Source organism: Margalitia sp. FSL K6-0131, assembly GCF_038008735.1.
GTDB classification, from domain to species: domain Bacteria; phylum Bacillota; class Bacilli; order Bacillales; family Bacillaceae_C; genus Margalitia; species Margalitia shackletonii.
The window spans coordinates 272,129-288,383 of sequence record NZ_JBBOZS010000001.1; the positions used below are offsets into that span (position 1 = coordinate 272,129).

Below are 16,255 nucleotides of genomic sequence, written 5' to 3' on the forward strand. Positions count from 1 at the left end.
TTCTGATGATAAGTTATTATATTGATTCCTCAAATCGACTGCTTAACTCATTCTCTAGTCTGCTCAACTTCGGATGAACCCAAAAGTAAACGGCGAAACCGAAGTACCCAAGACAAGCCAAGTAGAGTACGAGATAACTTGATGTTAATTGCCCCAGCAGTCCTCCTAAAAAGAATCCAATTGGGCTTAAGGAACCGAGCAGTGATGATAAGAAGGCAAATCCTGTTCCTAAGTATTCTTCCGGCAAGTTGACTTGAATTAAAGTTTGAATGTAGATCCCCATGATTCCAATCCCTAACCAAGCCAGACCGAAGAAAATATAAGGAACAATAAACTGATTGACGGTAACCATTGCCAGTAACCATGAAGTACCGGAAATCAGTGAGGTTAAAGGCAGAACCCGGTTTAAAGGCATTTTCTCCAACCTGCTCGATAAAATCGTCCCAACGATGGACATGGAAGTCAGCCAGAAACCATATTTTACGGATGTGTTGGAAATCACCGGCAACATCGCTAATCCCATTGTTGCCAAAACATTAATCCCAATCACACCAAACAAAATACTTAATAATGTTTTCTGTTCATTCACATTAAAGTTTGATACCCAAAAATGCTTAAATAGCAATATTTAGGATGGTTATGCATTATACTTTCATTTACATTAAAGTTGGATACTCATTAAATACAACTAAATGATGATTTACATTAAAGTTGAGTACTTATGTTCTTAAATAATTTATATTTTTTCACCCCTTCTAGTTTTTTTAGTAGTAATGAATTAAAAAATGCACCCTACTCAAAATAATTGATTACTGCTTTTTTAACGAATTTAAAAAATGATTTTCCTTTTCAAATTCATTAATAATTACAGATTAAACTCAATCACTTTGGGTAAAGTGCATATTAATTCAAAAAATTCTCATCCTGCATAGGCTGAGATACTTATAAAAGTATATATATTATTATTTTATCAAAACAACGATTTATGAAGCAATAAGATATTGCATTTTTATTTATTCATTAATTTTCGCCATATAATCGGATTGCGATTTCCTGCCTTAATTGATTAAATGCTTCCGTTCCTAATCCAGCGATTTTTGCTATTTCTTCATCAGAAAGTTTATTCCTTTGAGAACGATCCCTTGACAGGGGATAAAAATAACGGCTATCTCAAAAGATAACCGTTCATAAACTAGGTATACACATTGAAGTGTATTTGAAATTGTATTCAGATAACCTTATACAATTAACCTTTTTATACCGAACTAGTTTTCACTCCATTAATTGTCAAATTTCAAAAATTCATAACATTATCCACCTTGTTATTTATCTCTACAGCTTTGGAACATTTTTTATTTGAATTTCTTCAGGGTTGGCTTTAAATGCATCAATATCTCCAAACGAATTAATGCCAAGATGGATTTTTGCCTGCATTTCTAGGTCATCTGATTTTATTAGTTCTTTATTAGGTTCTTTTGCTAAATAAGATATAATTCCCCCGTTTTCCAACGTTTCAATTTTAAACCACGAAAATGAAGTTATTCTTTCTTTACCAAAAAAATCGATATACTTCTTTCCAAAATAATTACACCAAAATATACCTGGGATTCTGCTTTCAATTGTTCCCGTTACATGTTGCCTTTCCTCAGGTATGCTATGTGTTATATAACCATAAATGCCATTTATTAAAATTATTGTTTCGCGAAAGATATTTTCTATATTTTCTTTATAGACCTTAAAGGTTTTTATAGGGAAATATAAATCTATATAATTCACATAAACTTTTCTTGTGCTCCTCCACCAATTCATATTAAAACTAATTAAAGGATTTTTACTTTTACCCAATAATCCTCCTGCCTTACCTGACTTACCTATACCCTCAACATAACAACCATCTTCCTCTTGAGTCCACATCGCAACAGCTTGTTCAAAAGAATAATCTATTTTTAGTGGTTCGTATAAGCCAATTTTTTGAGGAGCCAGCTGATTTTTTTCTAGAATTTTTAAAAATTCTTGAGCAACATCTTTTTCTCCGATAGGATCAATAGTATAGATTATTGCTGTCATATTTGACATATTTTCCTCTCCTTTAATGTCGAATAATTCTACCACCACTATTAATAATTGCTCTTCTTAAGGGCTTTGAAATTTTTGTATGCTTATTTACAATTAAGTCAATAGGTCGCCCATCTCTTATATAGTCTCTAAACTGTTTACTTTTATATACATATTTTACATCCTTTATTTCCGTTATTCTACCGCCTGTTAAACTATCTGGAATGCTTTTCCCTACCTTTTTACTATTCTTATCCAATCCCCGTTGCTTAAGAACCTCTGCTTCGAATCTCATCCCTCTAGTAAGTTGCGTAGGTACTTTTCCTGTGCCTCTATAGCGTGTAGAACCACCTCCGGATAAACCTTCACCCAATTCAAAACTAACCGGTCCTCCAGCGAATCCTATATCCTCTTGCTTTTTCCCGTTAGTGTCAACCTTCATAATAGGATTGTTATTTACATAATTATATCCATTTTGATCAAGTAAATCATTAATTTGACCAGCCACTGGATCTAATGATAAAAATACGCCCTGTTGTGGCTGATAATAACGGGCAATTAGATAATACAATCCAGTTTCTTGATCATATTGATACACTGCATAACGGAAAGGATTGTCTTTTACTTCATCCTTTTCTTCAACATTTATTGGATTTCCCCATGCATCATAATCATAGGTTGCGACGATAGAGCCAGAAGAATCAGTTATGCAAACAACATCACCATGCGCATTAAAATGATAGAAGTATGTTTCACTTCCTTTTTTCATGGAAAGAAGCTGTCCATTTGCTGAATACGTGTAGGATTGGACAACATTGTGTTGGGAATCCGTTTCATATAGAACTTTAATGCCATCTCCATCATAATGATAATTCGTAACGGTTCCATTGACTCTTCTCTGAATACTCCAAATACTCAACTTATTCTATCGTAAATATGTTTGCATCCTCAGTCTGATTTATCTTTCAATTCGTTTTCCCCTTTAATAGAAAAACCTTGAAAGGCATGTAGCCAATCAAGGTTAATATGATTATATATTTATTCCATTTTGTTGAAGGTCTTGCTTAGTTGCCGGGATAACCTAAATGCTTTTTCCACTCCACTTATAAATGGAAGTCGCAAAAAAGTCACGCATCATGTTCTTGGTTTAGCATATAATCCTCAAAATATAATTTATCGAGACATTCAGGATTTTGTCTATTCATTATTTCGAGAAAGACGTAATCTATAAAATATAGTTACAAGACATCGGGCAAAATTAGCCCGATGCTACTTTTCTAAAGGTATGCATCATTTACATGTGGCTTGTTTATTTATATACTGGCTTCCTTAAACAGGGTTAATCGATTACATTACTCTTAGTATTCTTTATAGAATCCTCTTAATTAAACTTTAATCATTAACAAGTAAATTGAGTTGCTGCGTCAATTCATTTTTGAAACTCTTTAATCTATCTACATTTACAACAAATCTAAATCCCTTGTCATATCCATATGAAGCACCATCAGAATAAGAGCCAATATTAATCCAAACTTCTATATAAACTAGATTTGGCTCATACGTGTCGTAGAATATTAAATCAAAGTAACACTCAGAACTTGAAAACTCAAAACGTTCTATTTCAGAATTTGCCCCCTTTTTATTAACAATATCTTCTATTGAGGACAGTAATTTTCTAATTTCATAAAGTGTAAGTGTAGCCCCTTTCTCTTCTGGATAGCAAAAGCTTTCGTTTTCAACATCAAAAGAAAATGTAAACGGTATCGAATTCTCGAAATCCTCCCTATCATAGGAAAAGTCTAAATATTTACTTTTCCTAATACTAAGAGAGAATAAAATATTTTTTTCTTCATTTATCAAATTAGCCATTTATACACCTCTAATCATGGTAATGAACTATAACCACCATTGTTATTTAACATTTTAGTAACATCTTTCCATGTCTTCAATGATCTTGTATTACCTCCGACCGTTGTTATTACTTTTCCTTTTGAATTTGTAATTACCACGTCATAATAATTACCATTTTTCTTAGCATAAACTGTTCTTCCACCAGGTTGATATACTTTGTGAGAATAATTATGTTTTATATCATTTATTTTCCCTTCACTAAATCCTCGTTGTGCTGCTCTTTGTTCTCCATGTTTAGTTTTATTACCACCTTTACCCGTACCCTTAATTGCCCTCTTAATAGCTTTGAACTCTTTTTTAGCCAGAGATATGCCTTTTCCTATGCCTCTTCCTATACCGAATGCAATTCCTGCTCCTCCACCAATACCTATATTACCACTTCCAGAGTCTTCACCTAATTGTTCTATGTTTCTTTTCACATCTCCACTTGGGTCTGAAAAGTGAATCGGATTATTTTCAACATAACTATAACCGTTTTGTGAAAGAGGATTATCTAAATCGCCAGAATCAGGATCGACAGATAAAAACACACCTTGTTGTGGCTGATAATAACGAGCAATTAGATAATACAAACCAGTTTCTTGATCATATTGATACCCTGCATAACGGAAGGGATTGTCTTTTACTTCATCCTTTTCTTCAATATTGATTGAATTTCCCCATTCATCGTATTCATATTTCGTAACGACAGCACCCTCTGAGTCCGTTAAAGCAATGACATCTCCGTGACCATTGAAGTGGTAGAAATAGGATTTTCCGTCTTTTTTCATAGAAAGCAGCTGTCCATCTGCCGAATAGGTATAGGAACGAATCACATGGTTTTGCTGGTCTGTTTCATAAAGGACATTTATTCCGTCACCATCATAATGATAATTCGTAACGGTTCCATTGACACTTTTTTGGATTCTCTTTCCATCCTCATCATAGCTATATGTTACAAATGGAGTGTTCTCCCCTTTTTTGGTAATGGATACAAGTTGGTCTTTTTCATTCCACTCATAACTAAACTTTCCATCTTCTATCCGATTTCCATTCGCATCATACTTAATGGATTCATCTCCGTATTGAGTTATTTCATTTTCGCTATTGTATTTCGCGTCAATAATGGAAGTTTGTCCATCTGCTGTGACTTTCTTTACTTGTGTTCGGTTTCCAAATCCATCATAACCATACGTAAAGGTGGTTCCGTCTTTTAAGACTACATTTGTCAATTCGTTTAGACCATCATAGTCATACATTACCGTTTGCTTATCTGGGTAATGTATGGCTATTCTATTTCCATTCGCGTCATAATCATAAGACTCTGACAAAATAGTATCTCCATTAGAAATACCAATGGTGAGATCCTTCAGTAAACCTCGGTCATCATAGTTGTAAGTGGCTCCTGAATTGTCCCCAGAAGTAAAGGTTCTGATATGGCCTCTTTCATCGTAATCAAATTTATAGGTATTGCTTCCGTCTTTAACATTGGTATTTTCATCAGATGGATTATATTCGAATGTATTCTTTTGAGAAAAATCTCCTTGTGTAAAGGTGAAGGAAGTTAATTTATCCGAGTTTGGTGGATATTCCCAGCTTTGTGTTCCTCCACGATCCACTAGAGAAGTCATCCTATTTTTTGCTTTATCGAAAGTCCTTGATTTTACTTCTCCTGTTCCGATATTTGTGACTTTCTCTTCATTTCCATTCAAATCATATGAAAATTCAAAGCTTTCTTTGCCGTTATAGGAAACGGAACTCACTCGCCCAGCTTCATCGTACTTAGATTCCATTATATTGCCATTCGGAAGAGTGGTCTTGACTAAATTTCCATCCTCATCGTAATCATTTTACGTTACATCTTGTAAAGGTCCAGTCGTTTTTTCTACTTTACCCGTAGGACTGTAATGATAGGAATTGGCCATTACCACATCATGAAATACGGTTATTTGTCATACGTACCGTAATCTTCTGCTTATTTTTTGTTTCGGGGTTATGATATTCCCAGTTTTCCGTTTCCCAATGATCATTGGTGGAGGTGTTTAGTTTGGCAAAATATTTCCTAGCTGTTTAATTGCATTATCCATATTTTTTACTTTTGTTTCATGTTTTCGGTTTTATTCTATCCACTATCTCACACCAATTAAATCATTTTCGAAAAGATAAAACCGTCAAAAAACTTATTTTAGTTTAAGTACCTCAATTTCTATTTCCTTTTATACCACGATTAGATAGTTTCCTTAATATTTTTGCATTGTATGACTCCAAATAATTTTTTTAGTACATATAGCAATAACATCAGCTATTTTTGGGCTTACTTTACCAAATTTTCAAAACTAAAAAACCTTGAAAGGCATATAGCCAATCAAGGGTATTATAATTTAAACCTTTAAATTTTTAATGGAAGTGCCTTTATATTGATTATCCTAAGATAAGAAGTTTTATTAATTAAAAGACCCTACCTCTTTATTATATACAAGGGAATAACAGTAATTATCACCGTTTTTAAAATGATATTCATTAATATACTCTATAGTTTTTTTTTCACATTCATTTATATAATCGTACCATGATTCCCCTGGTCCTCTATTAATATACCAACTATCATAAGTAGTATTTATTTGGTTATTTTCAATAATGTATACATCACCTCCAAGGATTGCAAAATCATTTTGCTTTAAAAATTCAATTACATGTTGTACATCCCCCCACTTCCATGCTAAGTCAGTAATTCCAAGTTCATCGAGAGATATTGCTAAACTTTTGATGGTATTAGGTAACTGAATTAAATAACTCATTTTTTCACTCCTATTTGAAAGGTTTAAATAGCCTATGGTTACAGGTAACTCCATCCGGTGTTTATTGCAAAATAAAAGTACAGAGGTTTGCAGGGAATTTATGCAGAACTTAACTGCATAAAAATAGGCTTGCCAGCCCCAAAATTATCCCCTACTGTATTGATTGAGAGATCACAACAGTGGGGAGGAAATGAAAGGATGCTAGCAATGCCTAAAGTAGATTATATCAAACACTTAAGAGAAGAAGAAGACTTATCAATAAATGAAATTACAAGAAAAACTGGTTGTAATTGGAGGACGGTTAAGAAATACGCTGATGGAGAAAGATTTGAAGAGACACTAAAGTTCAGTAAAAAAGGAATGATGTACGAAGAAGGTTTCGGGGAAATTGTTGATGATTGGCTAGAGGAGGACATGAAACTCAAAAGAAAAGAACGGAGAACTAGCAAGAAGATCTATGAAGATCTTAGAGATAACCATAGTTTTAAAGGGTCCTATCGGACCGTATGCGAATATATCCAGAACCGAAAGCCACAACTCAAAGCAGCTAGGATTGAAAGACATGAACGTTTAGAACACCCTCCAGGTGAAGCGCAGGTGGACTTTGGAAACATGACTGTAGTAAAAGATGGAGCCTATAAAGATATCAAAGCTCTAATCCTGAGCTTTCCACACAGTAATGCTGGATTTGGTTATCCTCTTCCTGGCGAAAATACCGAGTGTTTCTTAGAGGGGTTAAAGCAGCTGTTCCATCAATCAGGAGGAGTACCTACATATTTGCGTATAGATAACCTAGCCGCGGTGGTTGTTTCTATTGGCAAAGGGGACAGAAGGACCTATACTGACGCCTTTCTGAGATTTAAATGCCATTACGGCTTTGAAGTACAGCCTTGTAATCCGGCAAGTGGACATGAGAAAGGAAATGTAGAAAAGAAGGTCGGATATACAAGGAATAACCTGTTTACAACAGCACCGATTATGGAGAGTTTTCCACAATTAGCAGACTGGATGAAGGAAGAAATGGAAAAGGACCGGCAACGTCCCCACTATGAAAAAAATGTGATGATTGATGAGCTTTGGGAAGAGGATAAAAAGCAATTGAAAGCCCTTCCTTTAACTGATTTTCCGATTTATTCGGTAAAATCCGCTAAGGTTAATAAATACGGGGAAATTGAAGTTGACGGTGAGAAATTTGTTCTCCACAAAGCGAGAATGAAACAGGCGTTAGTCCTTAAAATGGAATGGGATCGATTTACCTGTTTTACGAATGACGGAGAAATTGTTTATCAAGAAAACCGCCCTTATATGAATGCCACAAGAGCGATTCCATGGAATGATATTTTAATAGATTGGGAGAAGAAACCGCGGTCCGTGAGGTATTCACGCTTTTTTAAGTATTTGCCGGAAAGAGTTCAAACGTATTTGACGATACGATCAGAAGAGACCAGATCCCGGGTCAAGGGGGTAAAAAAATTATTAGAAAAACATACTCTGAATGATATTCATATGGCTTTGGAAAAAGAAGAACGTTTTGAGAGGGATCCACATGAACTTGATTTTATTTTAGAAGCAAAAAAAGCATCCTATCCGGAAAAATTAAACGAGGTACATACGCCTAAGATTTTGCTTAACTATGAAACCGATTTGAATACTTATGATAAAATGCTTTGTCCTTCTCTGGAAGGAGGTGTTTCCTGATGGCCGACTTGAAGGCAATTTGCAAAACACTTCACTTAGCCCATATTATCGAAGAGTTTGAGGATATCCCTTTTGAAAGTAAAGAACAGTATTTACGTGATGTTCTATTAATTGAAGTCAATTCTAGGCAGACAACAAAGATAGCTAGACTAATAAAAAAGGCTAAATTTAGGGAACTTAAATGGCTTAATGGCTATGAATGGGATGAGCAGCTACATTTACCAGCCACAACCTCGAAAGAGGAAATTTGTGACCTTCGTTTTATTAAGGAAAAACAGAACCTACTACTTATGGGGACACCGGGTACGGGGAAAACACATTTAGCAACGGCTTTAGGTGTTAAGGCCTGTGAAATGGGATATGAAGTCCGTTTCTTTCGGGTAGCTGATTTAGTAGGACAATTAGAAGAAGCAATGAAATTAGGCACTTTACACAGGTTAAAACGTCAAATCGAAAAGTGCGACCTACTTATATTGGACGAATTGGGATACGTCCCTTTTCAAAAAGAAGGCTCTGAATTATTGTTTCATATTATCGCAGACTGTTATGAACACAAGAGCGTGATAGTAACCTCTAACCTAGAATTCGGTCAATGGAACCGGGTTTTTGGAGATAACCGCCTAACATCAGCCCTTGTGGACCGATTAGTACATCATGCCCACGTAATAGCGTTTACGGGAGAAAGTTATAGGTTAAAAAATGCTCTTTCATCGGTAAAAACATTGGATGAAATTTAATGTAAAACAAACCGCTGCAAGCCTATGTAAATTTCGCTGCATTTTTCTGCACTTTCTGCTTGCAAAAAACAATCCGGTTCAATAATAAATTCAAATACTCCTTTTTTCCCTTTATAACTTCCCTTTATCTCTACTTTTGTCCTAGTTACACCATCTCCACCCTTAAATTTGGTTGTTTTTCCATTCTTACCGAATGCTTCTACACTTCGCGGGAAACTATGATAATCGCCTTTTGACATTTGACTTTTTACTTTATCAGTATATTTGATTTTTGCTAATGGATTAGTTTTATTTATACCCTTAGGAGTAGTCCTACTCGAATATGACCTTCCTCCAGCAGCAGCTCCCCCCCTACCCATTCGGTATTGTCCGTCAGCAATCGATCCAGATTCAAGACCTTCCTCTTCTATAGACCTAAACATGCTTCCATCGGGATCAATATATTTTATTGGATTATTACCTGCATAAGTATAACCATTTTGGGTAATAAAATCATTATCTTGTCCAGGGCTTGGATCTAATGATAAGAATACTCCCTGTTGTGGCTGATAGTAACGGGCAAGTAGATAATACAAGCCAGTTTCTTGATCATATTGATACCCTGCATAACGGAAAGGATTGTCTTTTACTTCATCTTTTTCTTCCACCTTTGTTGGATTTCCCCAAGCATCATAATCATAAGTTGCGACGATAGAGCCGGAAGAATCAGTAATGGAAACGACATCACCATGCGCATTAAAATGATAGAAGTATGTTTTACTTCCTTTTTTCATGGAAAGGAGCTGTCCATTTGCTGAATACGTATAGGATCGCACAACATTGTTTTGGGCATCCGTTTCATATAGAACGTTAATGCCATCTCCATCATAATGATAATTCGTAACGGTTCCATTGACATTTTTTTGGATTCTCTTTCCATCTTCATCATAGCTATATGTTACAAATGGAGTGTTCTCTCCTTTTTTGATGATGGATACAAGCTGGTCCTTTTCATTCCACTCATAACTATACTTTCCATCTTCTATACGATTTCCATTCGCATCATACTTAATGGATTCATCTCCGTATTGAGTTATTTCATTTTCGCTATTGTATTTCGCGTCAATAATGGAAGTTTGTCCATCTGCTGTGACTTTCTTTACTTGTGTTCGGTTTCCAAATCCATCATAACCATACGTAAAGGTGGTTCCGTCTTTTAAGACTACATTTGTCAATTCGTTTAGACCATCATAGTCATACATTACCGTTTGCTTATCTGGGTAATGTATGGCTATTCTATTTCCATTCGCGTCATAATCATAAGACTCTGACAAAATAGTATCTCCATTAGAAATACCAATGGTGAGATCCTTCAGTAAACCTCGGTCATCATAGTTGTAAGTGGCTCCTGAATTGTCCCCAGAAGTAAAGGTTCTGATATGGCCTCTTTCATCGTAATCAAATTTATAGGTATTGCTTCCGTCTTTAACATTGGTATTTTCATCAGATGGATTATATTCGAATGTATTACTTTGAGAAAAATCTCCTTGTGTAAAGGTGAAGGAAGTTAATTTATCTGAGTTTAGTGGATATTTCCAGCTTTGTGTTCCTCCACGATCGACTAGAGATGTCATACGATTAGCTTTATCGAAAGTCTTTGATTTTACTTCTCCTGTTTCCTTATTTGTAACTGTCTTCTCATTTCCATTCAAATCATATGTGCAAAGCTTTCTTTGCCGTTATAGGAAACGGAACTCACTCGCCCAGCTTCATCGTACTTAGATTCCATGATATTGCCATTCGGAAGAGTGGTCTTGACTAAATTTCCATCCTCATCGTAATCATTTTGCATTACATCTTGTAAAGGTCCAGTCGTTTTTTCTACTTTACCCGTAGGACTGTAATGATAGGAATAGGCCTCTAGTACATCCCGCGGATCTTTTACCTCTTTAGAAGTAATATTACCGTTTTTATCATAGTCATAGGATATAACCGTACCGTTTACTAAGGTTACCGACTTAAGACGATCAGCCTCATCATAACGATAAGATTTTACATTTCCTTTTGCATCTGTTTCACTCAATAGGTTATTAAACGAATCATACTCTCTCTTGGTTATATTCCCCATTTCATCCACTTGTTTTGTATTATTTCCATACGGATCATACTCATATTTTGTAATAATACTACCTTGAATGAAACGAATGGCGTCAAACCAAACCGTTCCTTTATAACCGCTGAAGGATAATGTAACATCTATACTTTTTATTGGCTTTGTGGCAGGAATGGTGACCGCAGAACGATTCCACTCTTGTGTACCCGTTGGGAATTTCGCTTCTTTTGTATCCGTACTACCGTCCGTATAATGAATGAACGCGGATATCGAATATTTTCCCGTTCCACTCACATCCTCTGCCTTCGAGAGCCCTGTTAAGGTAAAGGGAACCGGAGTATCGTTTAACCTTTGGTTAAGAGAGATACTTTGCGTGTAGGTAGAAGAACTAGTCATCTTAAGTGAATGTTCCCCATCAAACGGCTCTGAATCAATCGTACCTCCTGTTCCGGTCCAACTATCCAAGGAAGCTTCAAAGCTACTATTTATGATCGGGTTATAGCTTGACGATACATTGGATTGTTCTAATTGAACCGAATCAAACCATGCTTCCCCTTTTGCGGTGGGATCATGATGATCCACTTCTAAATAGATTCTTACCTTTGCTGTATTACTCGGCGTAATGAAGGTTAGCTGCCTTTGAGTCCAGGGGGTTGAACCAGATAATTCACTAAAGCGATTATCAAACCAACTGGTGGTATTCCCTTTTGAATCTACATAAGTGATAGGATTATTATTTGAATCTAAATACCTGATATTTAAGAAAGCACTAGATTGACTCAACTTTGTTGTAATTTTACTACTTAATGTATAAGGAGTATTCGGCTTCACATCAATATCTTGGGTTGCTGCAATATATCCAAGAGTCGAATCTCCCGACGAGGATTCACTATTTAAGTTTATGGCAATAGAGCCTGAGATTGCATCAGCACGATCGGACTCTTGAGTAAAATTTGTTTCACTAATGGATCCATTATCATTTACGGATCTTTTGATATACCCAGAAATGCCCCTATTTAAAATAAGATTGGTCGCTGCCCCTAAAGAATCGCTTGATTCCGTTTCATTCCCATGTGTATCAAATTGAGATACCAAGGAGCTATTATCTTTACCATCTGTTTCCGATACGGGATTCAAACCGTCATATGCATAGGTTGTCTTTTGATTTTCTGTATCTATGGAACTTTTTACATCGTTGTTATCATTATAACTAAACGATTCAGAACCATAACTATCTTTCGCTGTTAGTACATTACCATTTTTATCGTATTGATAACTTTCAGTCGCAGAATTTCCTTGATCTTCAGGATCGTATGATTCAATTAGATTATTTCCTTCATACACGTAACTGGAGGTAATTTTCAAATGATCCGGATCCACGATCATGGCGGAAGGATTGGCTGCATCATTATAAGTGTATAATGTTTTTTTGCCAGTAGGTGTCGTAAATAATAATTGATTCTGTGCCTTATCATACGAAAGTTCGTACTTATGATTTTGAGCATCGATTACTTCTTTTAGTTTATTATTATCAGGATAATAGAAAAATTGGTCTACTACTGGATTTTTATCTGTATGATTGGGTTCATATACTTTTTCTAATTTGTAATCTGTATTATAGTCATAGGTTGTAACAGAACCATCTGTTTGAACAACGCTGGTAAGTAAATCTTCCTTATAATGGTAAGAAATGGTTCGATTATGTTTTTCACTATTTTCTAAATCAATCGAACTTACTCTACCATCATTATTATAATGAAAGACTAACTTTCGACCTGATGCATCCGTTATAGTGGTTAACTGATTCTGGTCATTATAATCATAGCTTGTTTTAGTTTGATATCCATCTTCTATTTTTAATAGTTTACCAGTATTTACATCAAAGTAATATTTCGTTTGATCGGTACTGGTTAAACTATAATAGTCCGTCGTTTTTTCAAGCGAAAGATAAACGCCGGCTGGAGGATCATACGTTTTATCACTGTTCAATGTAAAAGCATGTAACGTACCGTCCTCATCCATGTAATTTATATGTTTTCCATCAGGGTCAGCCGTTACACTCATCTCGGCATCCGAATGCCAACCTAATCCAAAAATACCATCCGTGGTGGATAAACTATTATAGGTTCTGGATAAGCTTAGACCTGCGCCTAATCCACTTATGGAAATATCATCTTCATCGATGATTAAATTACAATTTGCCGCGTTAACACTACCATAAGGAACATCAATAATAGACCAATAATCTTCCTTTCCTAACAACGCAGACGGAGCACCAATGGTAGGTTTAATAAAAGAAGATTGGATAGTTTCTCCCTGATCATTATATGCACTTACTTTTACCCAATAATTCGTATTGGTTGTGTATGCTCCTCCGGAATTTCGATACACTGGAGATGGATCCAGCGGCAAATCTGCTCCTTTTCCATCATCATGGAGTTGATATCTCTTATTAATAATCTCCGATTGGGTTGGCCAAATACCTTTGTTTTGCGTTGTCCATGTTAAGGAATCCTTTGCATCAAACGATTGATAGTTTTGTCCATTAAAAATCCAGACTTTATAGCCTTTAGCACCTGTTACTGCGTCCCAGTGGACACTAATATAGCCTGTATTCTTACCCTCTAAATTACTTTCAGCAGTTCCTGAAAAATGTGTTGGAATCATTAAATCTGGAATTCTTGGTTTCACAAAAGTGGAGTTAATGGTCTCGCCCAGATCATTATAAGCACTTACTTTGAACCAATAATTCGTGGCGGTTTCGTATCCTCCTTTTGCATTTTTGTATACGGAGGATGGATTAACTGGAAATTCCGTCCCTGTTCTATCACTTTGATTTTTTTCAGTATGAAGGGTGAAACCACCGTTTTTGATTTCTGAGTCAGCAGGCCATATTTTTTGCCCTTTTGTCGACCATGAAGTCACGTTATCAACATCAACAGATTGATAATCGCTCCCGTTAAATATCCAGACCTTATACCCTTTTGCTCCTGTAACAGGTGACCAACTTAAATCCACATAACCAGTTCCGTCCCCGTTAGAAAAACTTTTACCGGATAGTGCATCTGGGACCTTCAAATTCGGTAATGTTGGCTTATAATAGGAAGAAGGATCACTTTCCCCTTGCGGGTATGTTGCACTTACCCTAAACCAATAATTAGTATTAGTTGGATAATCTCCTCCGGACTTCGCATAGACAGGCGAAGGATCAATTGCTAAATCTCCCCCTAATCTATTAGCTAACTTATCATCCGTATATAAAGTATATTGACCATTTTTCACTTCATCCGGGGTGGGCCATATTTTTTGGTCTTTAGTTGACCAGGATGTTACTTTCCCAACATTAATAGAACGATAATTCTTTCCATCATAAATCCAAACTTTGTACCCAGTTGCACCAGTAGCTTGCTCCCAATGCAAATCGACATAACCTGTTCCATCACCATTACTATATGCTTTTCCTGTAGGTGCATTTGGTGTTGGAATCGTATAATCTATAGATAAATAAGGTTTATCCGTAGAGTTGCTAGCGGATACTACCTTCTTCCAGTAGGTTTGCCCATTTCCATTCGTATGTAGTTTAAAACCATAATTTGGACTGGTTCCTTTTATCCAACTGGACACTGTACTAGTGACATCAAACTTAGCCCATTGTCCTTTGGCTACATCCACCTTATCAAGGTTAGTAGAGGATGGTTTATCGTTCCATGTTACGGAACTGGGTGACCAAGAGGAATTATTCTTATCCAACCATAAGCCAGTTGCAGTACTTGAATAAGAATGTGCCACATATACATTAAAGCTAGCACTACTAATATTCATATTATTTAAGCTTGATAGTTCTTGTTTTAAGAAAGCATAGTTTGTTCCCGTAGTACTATCATAATAGCCTACTTTTAAAATATATTTCCCTAACCCTTCATCCCACTTACTGGAAGTAGAACTGTAATTCGTAGTAGGATAAGCACTCATGACAAAGGTGTCAGAGGCTGTGTTAATAGATGTAGTTGGATCTAGATAAACAGGGTATACCCTATCGGAAGATTTAAGCCAATCATCATTTGCATCTACTGTTAATATGTAACCATCATCCACCTTTTGAATATCATATGACACATCATCTGAACGTGCTGCTTCCCCAGAATGTTCATCATAATTGGAATCGGTCATAAAAGGTTTTGGCAATTCAAATACTGTTTTTTGTTCAGAGTCAATAAACCTAATGGTTCTGTCCTTTTGTGGTTCTGCTTGTAAATTCGTTTGCAGTTTAAATTTGAAAAGATGATACCCATTATATTTATGTAGTATCAGATCTTCTTTAATATTTTGATTGAATGTTATATTTCTAAGGTCGATACCCGGAAATACATTTGGATGTACAATTTTATTTGTATTTTCAGTAAATTCTGCTGATACATCATTAGGAGATATACTCCCGTTTTCACCTGAGGCATCGAGAAGGGAATAATGAACTACATTCCCATCGAAATTAAACGTGGCATACTCGCCATTTGTCATTTTTTCATTAAAGGTAGAGGTAAGTAAAGCATTTTCGGTTTGAAGTTGATTATTTGTTGTTTCATCAATAGTTGATGAAATTTCTTCCCATTTCTTCGCCTTATTTTTTTTATAAATTGGCTCAAAGAAAATTTGCTTAGTAAACTTACCATTACCATCATAAAAGACTCTTGTATTGGCCGTTCTTTCACTCACCACCTCCCCTTTTTCTAGTTCAGGAGGAGTTGATTGGGTAGTGGTGACTCCTTGAACATCTTTACTCGGAGAATCCCCATCGGTTGTTTCCGCTAACCCCGATATAGGTATACTACCGAATACGACTAATAAGGTTAATAATACAATTAACCCATTTTTCAGTTTTGTTTTCATTCCTTTCTTCCTTCCATTGTTTGCTAAGACCACCAAGCCTTGCATTTTGATTATAAATTATGTCCAAAGTATGAAATACAGATTTTTACATCCATATT

10 protein-coding genes and 1 pseudogene are annotated in these 16,255 nt (G+C 35.7%); 2 read left to right on the forward strand and 9 right to left on the reverse strand.

Translation table 11 applies throughout. From position 1 onward, the window contains the following. Positions 1–16: 16 nt before the first annotated feature. The 7 genes and pseudogenes from NSQ59_RS01440 to imm40 form a co-directional block, all read right to left on the reverse strand. Positions 17–589: a hypothetical protein gene (locus tag NSQ59_RS01440; RefSeq protein ID WP_340828736.1), complete on the reverse strand. Its 573-nt coding sequence runs from the start codon at positions 587–589 to the stop codon at positions 17–19. 743 nt (positions 590–1,332) lie between these two features. After that, positions 1,333–2,076 carry a hypothetical protein gene (locus tag NSQ59_RS01445; RefSeq protein WP_340828737.1) on the reverse strand — a complete coding sequence of 248 codons (744 nt, stop codon included), beginning with the start codon at positions 2,074–2,076 and terminating at the stop codon, positions 1,333–1,335. Positions 2,077–2,089: 13 nt separating this feature from the next. After that, positions 2,090–2,350, reverse strand: coding sequence for a putative toxin (locus NSQ59_RS27870; protein ID WP_445669226.1), 261 nt, complete (start codon positions 2,348–2,350; stop codon positions 2,090–2,092). A 57-nt stretch (positions 2,351–2,407) separates the two neighbouring features. Continuing rightward, positions 2,408–2,959: pseudogene (locus NSQ59_RS01455) on the reverse strand (RHS repeat domain-containing protein); the annotation flags it as partial. A 488-nt stretch (positions 2,960–3,447) separates the two neighbouring features. Then, a complete protein-coding gene (locus NSQ59_RS01460) occupies positions 3,448–3,924 on the reverse strand; it encodes a WapI family immunity protein (RefSeq protein ID WP_340828738.1) in 477 nt (158 codons plus the stop codon). Positions 3,925–3,938: 14 nt separating this feature from the next. Continuing rightward, entirely contained in the window at positions 3,939–5,738 is a 1,800-nt protein-coding gene (locus NSQ59_RS01465) for an RHS repeat domain-containing protein (protein WP_445669190.1), read from the reverse strand. A 651-nt stretch (positions 5,739–6,389) separates the two neighbouring features. Continuing rightward, entirely contained in the window at positions 6,390–6,743 is a 354-nt protein-coding gene (gene imm40 / locus NSQ59_RS01475; RefSeq protein ID WP_340828740.1) for an Imm40 family immunity protein, read from the reverse strand. Between the two features lie 198 nt (positions 6,744–6,941). Here imm40 and istA point away from each other — a divergent pair, with 198 nt between their 5' ends. Together istA and istB are read left to right on the forward strand one after the other, a co-directional pair. Beyond that, complete coding sequence (istA, locus tag NSQ59_RS01480) at positions 6,942–8,441, forward strand: IS21 family transposase (RefSeq protein ID WP_340828741.1); 1,500 nt, start codon at positions 6,942–6,944, stop codon at positions 8,439–8,441. After that, entirely contained in the window at positions 8,441–9,178 is a 738-nt protein-coding gene (gene istB / locus NSQ59_RS01485; protein WP_445669191.1) for an IS21-like element helper ATPase IstB, read from the forward strand. The genes istA and istB overlap by 1 nt, the downstream gene beginning before the upstream one ends. Here the strand turns inward: istB and NSQ59_RS01490 are convergent. Together NSQ59_RS01490 and NSQ59_RS01495 are read right to left on the reverse strand one after the other, a co-directional pair. Beyond that, complete coding sequence (locus NSQ59_RS01490) at positions 9,175–10,869, reverse strand: RHS repeat domain-containing protein (RefSeq protein ID WP_340828743.1); 1,695 nt, start codon at positions 10,867–10,869, stop codon at positions 9,175–9,177. The two genes, istB and NSQ59_RS01490, sit on opposite strands and share 4 nt — an antisense overlap. Then, positions 10,866–16,157: a DNRLRE domain-containing protein gene (locus NSQ59_RS01495; protein WP_340828745.1), complete on the reverse strand. Its 5,292-nt coding sequence runs from the start codon at positions 16,155–16,157 to the stop codon at positions 10,866–10,868. The genes NSQ59_RS01490 and NSQ59_RS01495 overlap by 4 nt, the downstream gene beginning before the upstream one ends. Between the last annotated feature and the right edge of the window lie 98 nt (positions 16,158–16,255).

Coding starts and splice junctions, on each gene's coding strand:
- NSQ59_RS01445 (WP_340828737.1), bottom strand. CDS start 2,076: ATGTCAAATATGACAGCAATAATCTATACTATTGATCCTATCGGAGAA.
- NSQ59_RS27870 (WP_445669226.1), bottom strand. CDS start 2,350: ATGAGATTCGAAGCAGAGGTTCTTAAGCAACGGGGATTGGATAAGAAT.
- NSQ59_RS01460 (WP_340828738.1), bottom strand. CDS start 3,924: ATGGCTAATTTGATAAATGAAGAAAAAAATATTTTATTCTCTCTTAGT.
- NSQ59_RS01465 (WP_445669190.1), bottom strand. CDS start 5,738: ATGGAATCTAAGTACGATGAAGCTGGGCGAGTGAGTTCCGTTTCCTAT.
- imm40 (WP_340828740.1), bottom strand. CDS start 6,743: ATGAGTTATTTAATTCAGTTACCTAATACCATCAAAAGTTTAGCAATA.
- istA (WP_340828741.1), top strand. CDS start 6,942: ATGCTAGCAATGCCTAAAGTAGATTATATCAAACACTTAAGAGAAGAA.
- istB (WP_445669191.1), top strand. CDS start 8,441: ATGGCCGACTTGAAGGCAATTTGCAAAACACTTCACTTAGCCCATATT.
- NSQ59_RS01495 (WP_340828745.1), bottom strand. CDS start 16,157: ATGAAAACAAAACTGAAAAATGGGTTAATTGTATTATTAACCTTATTA.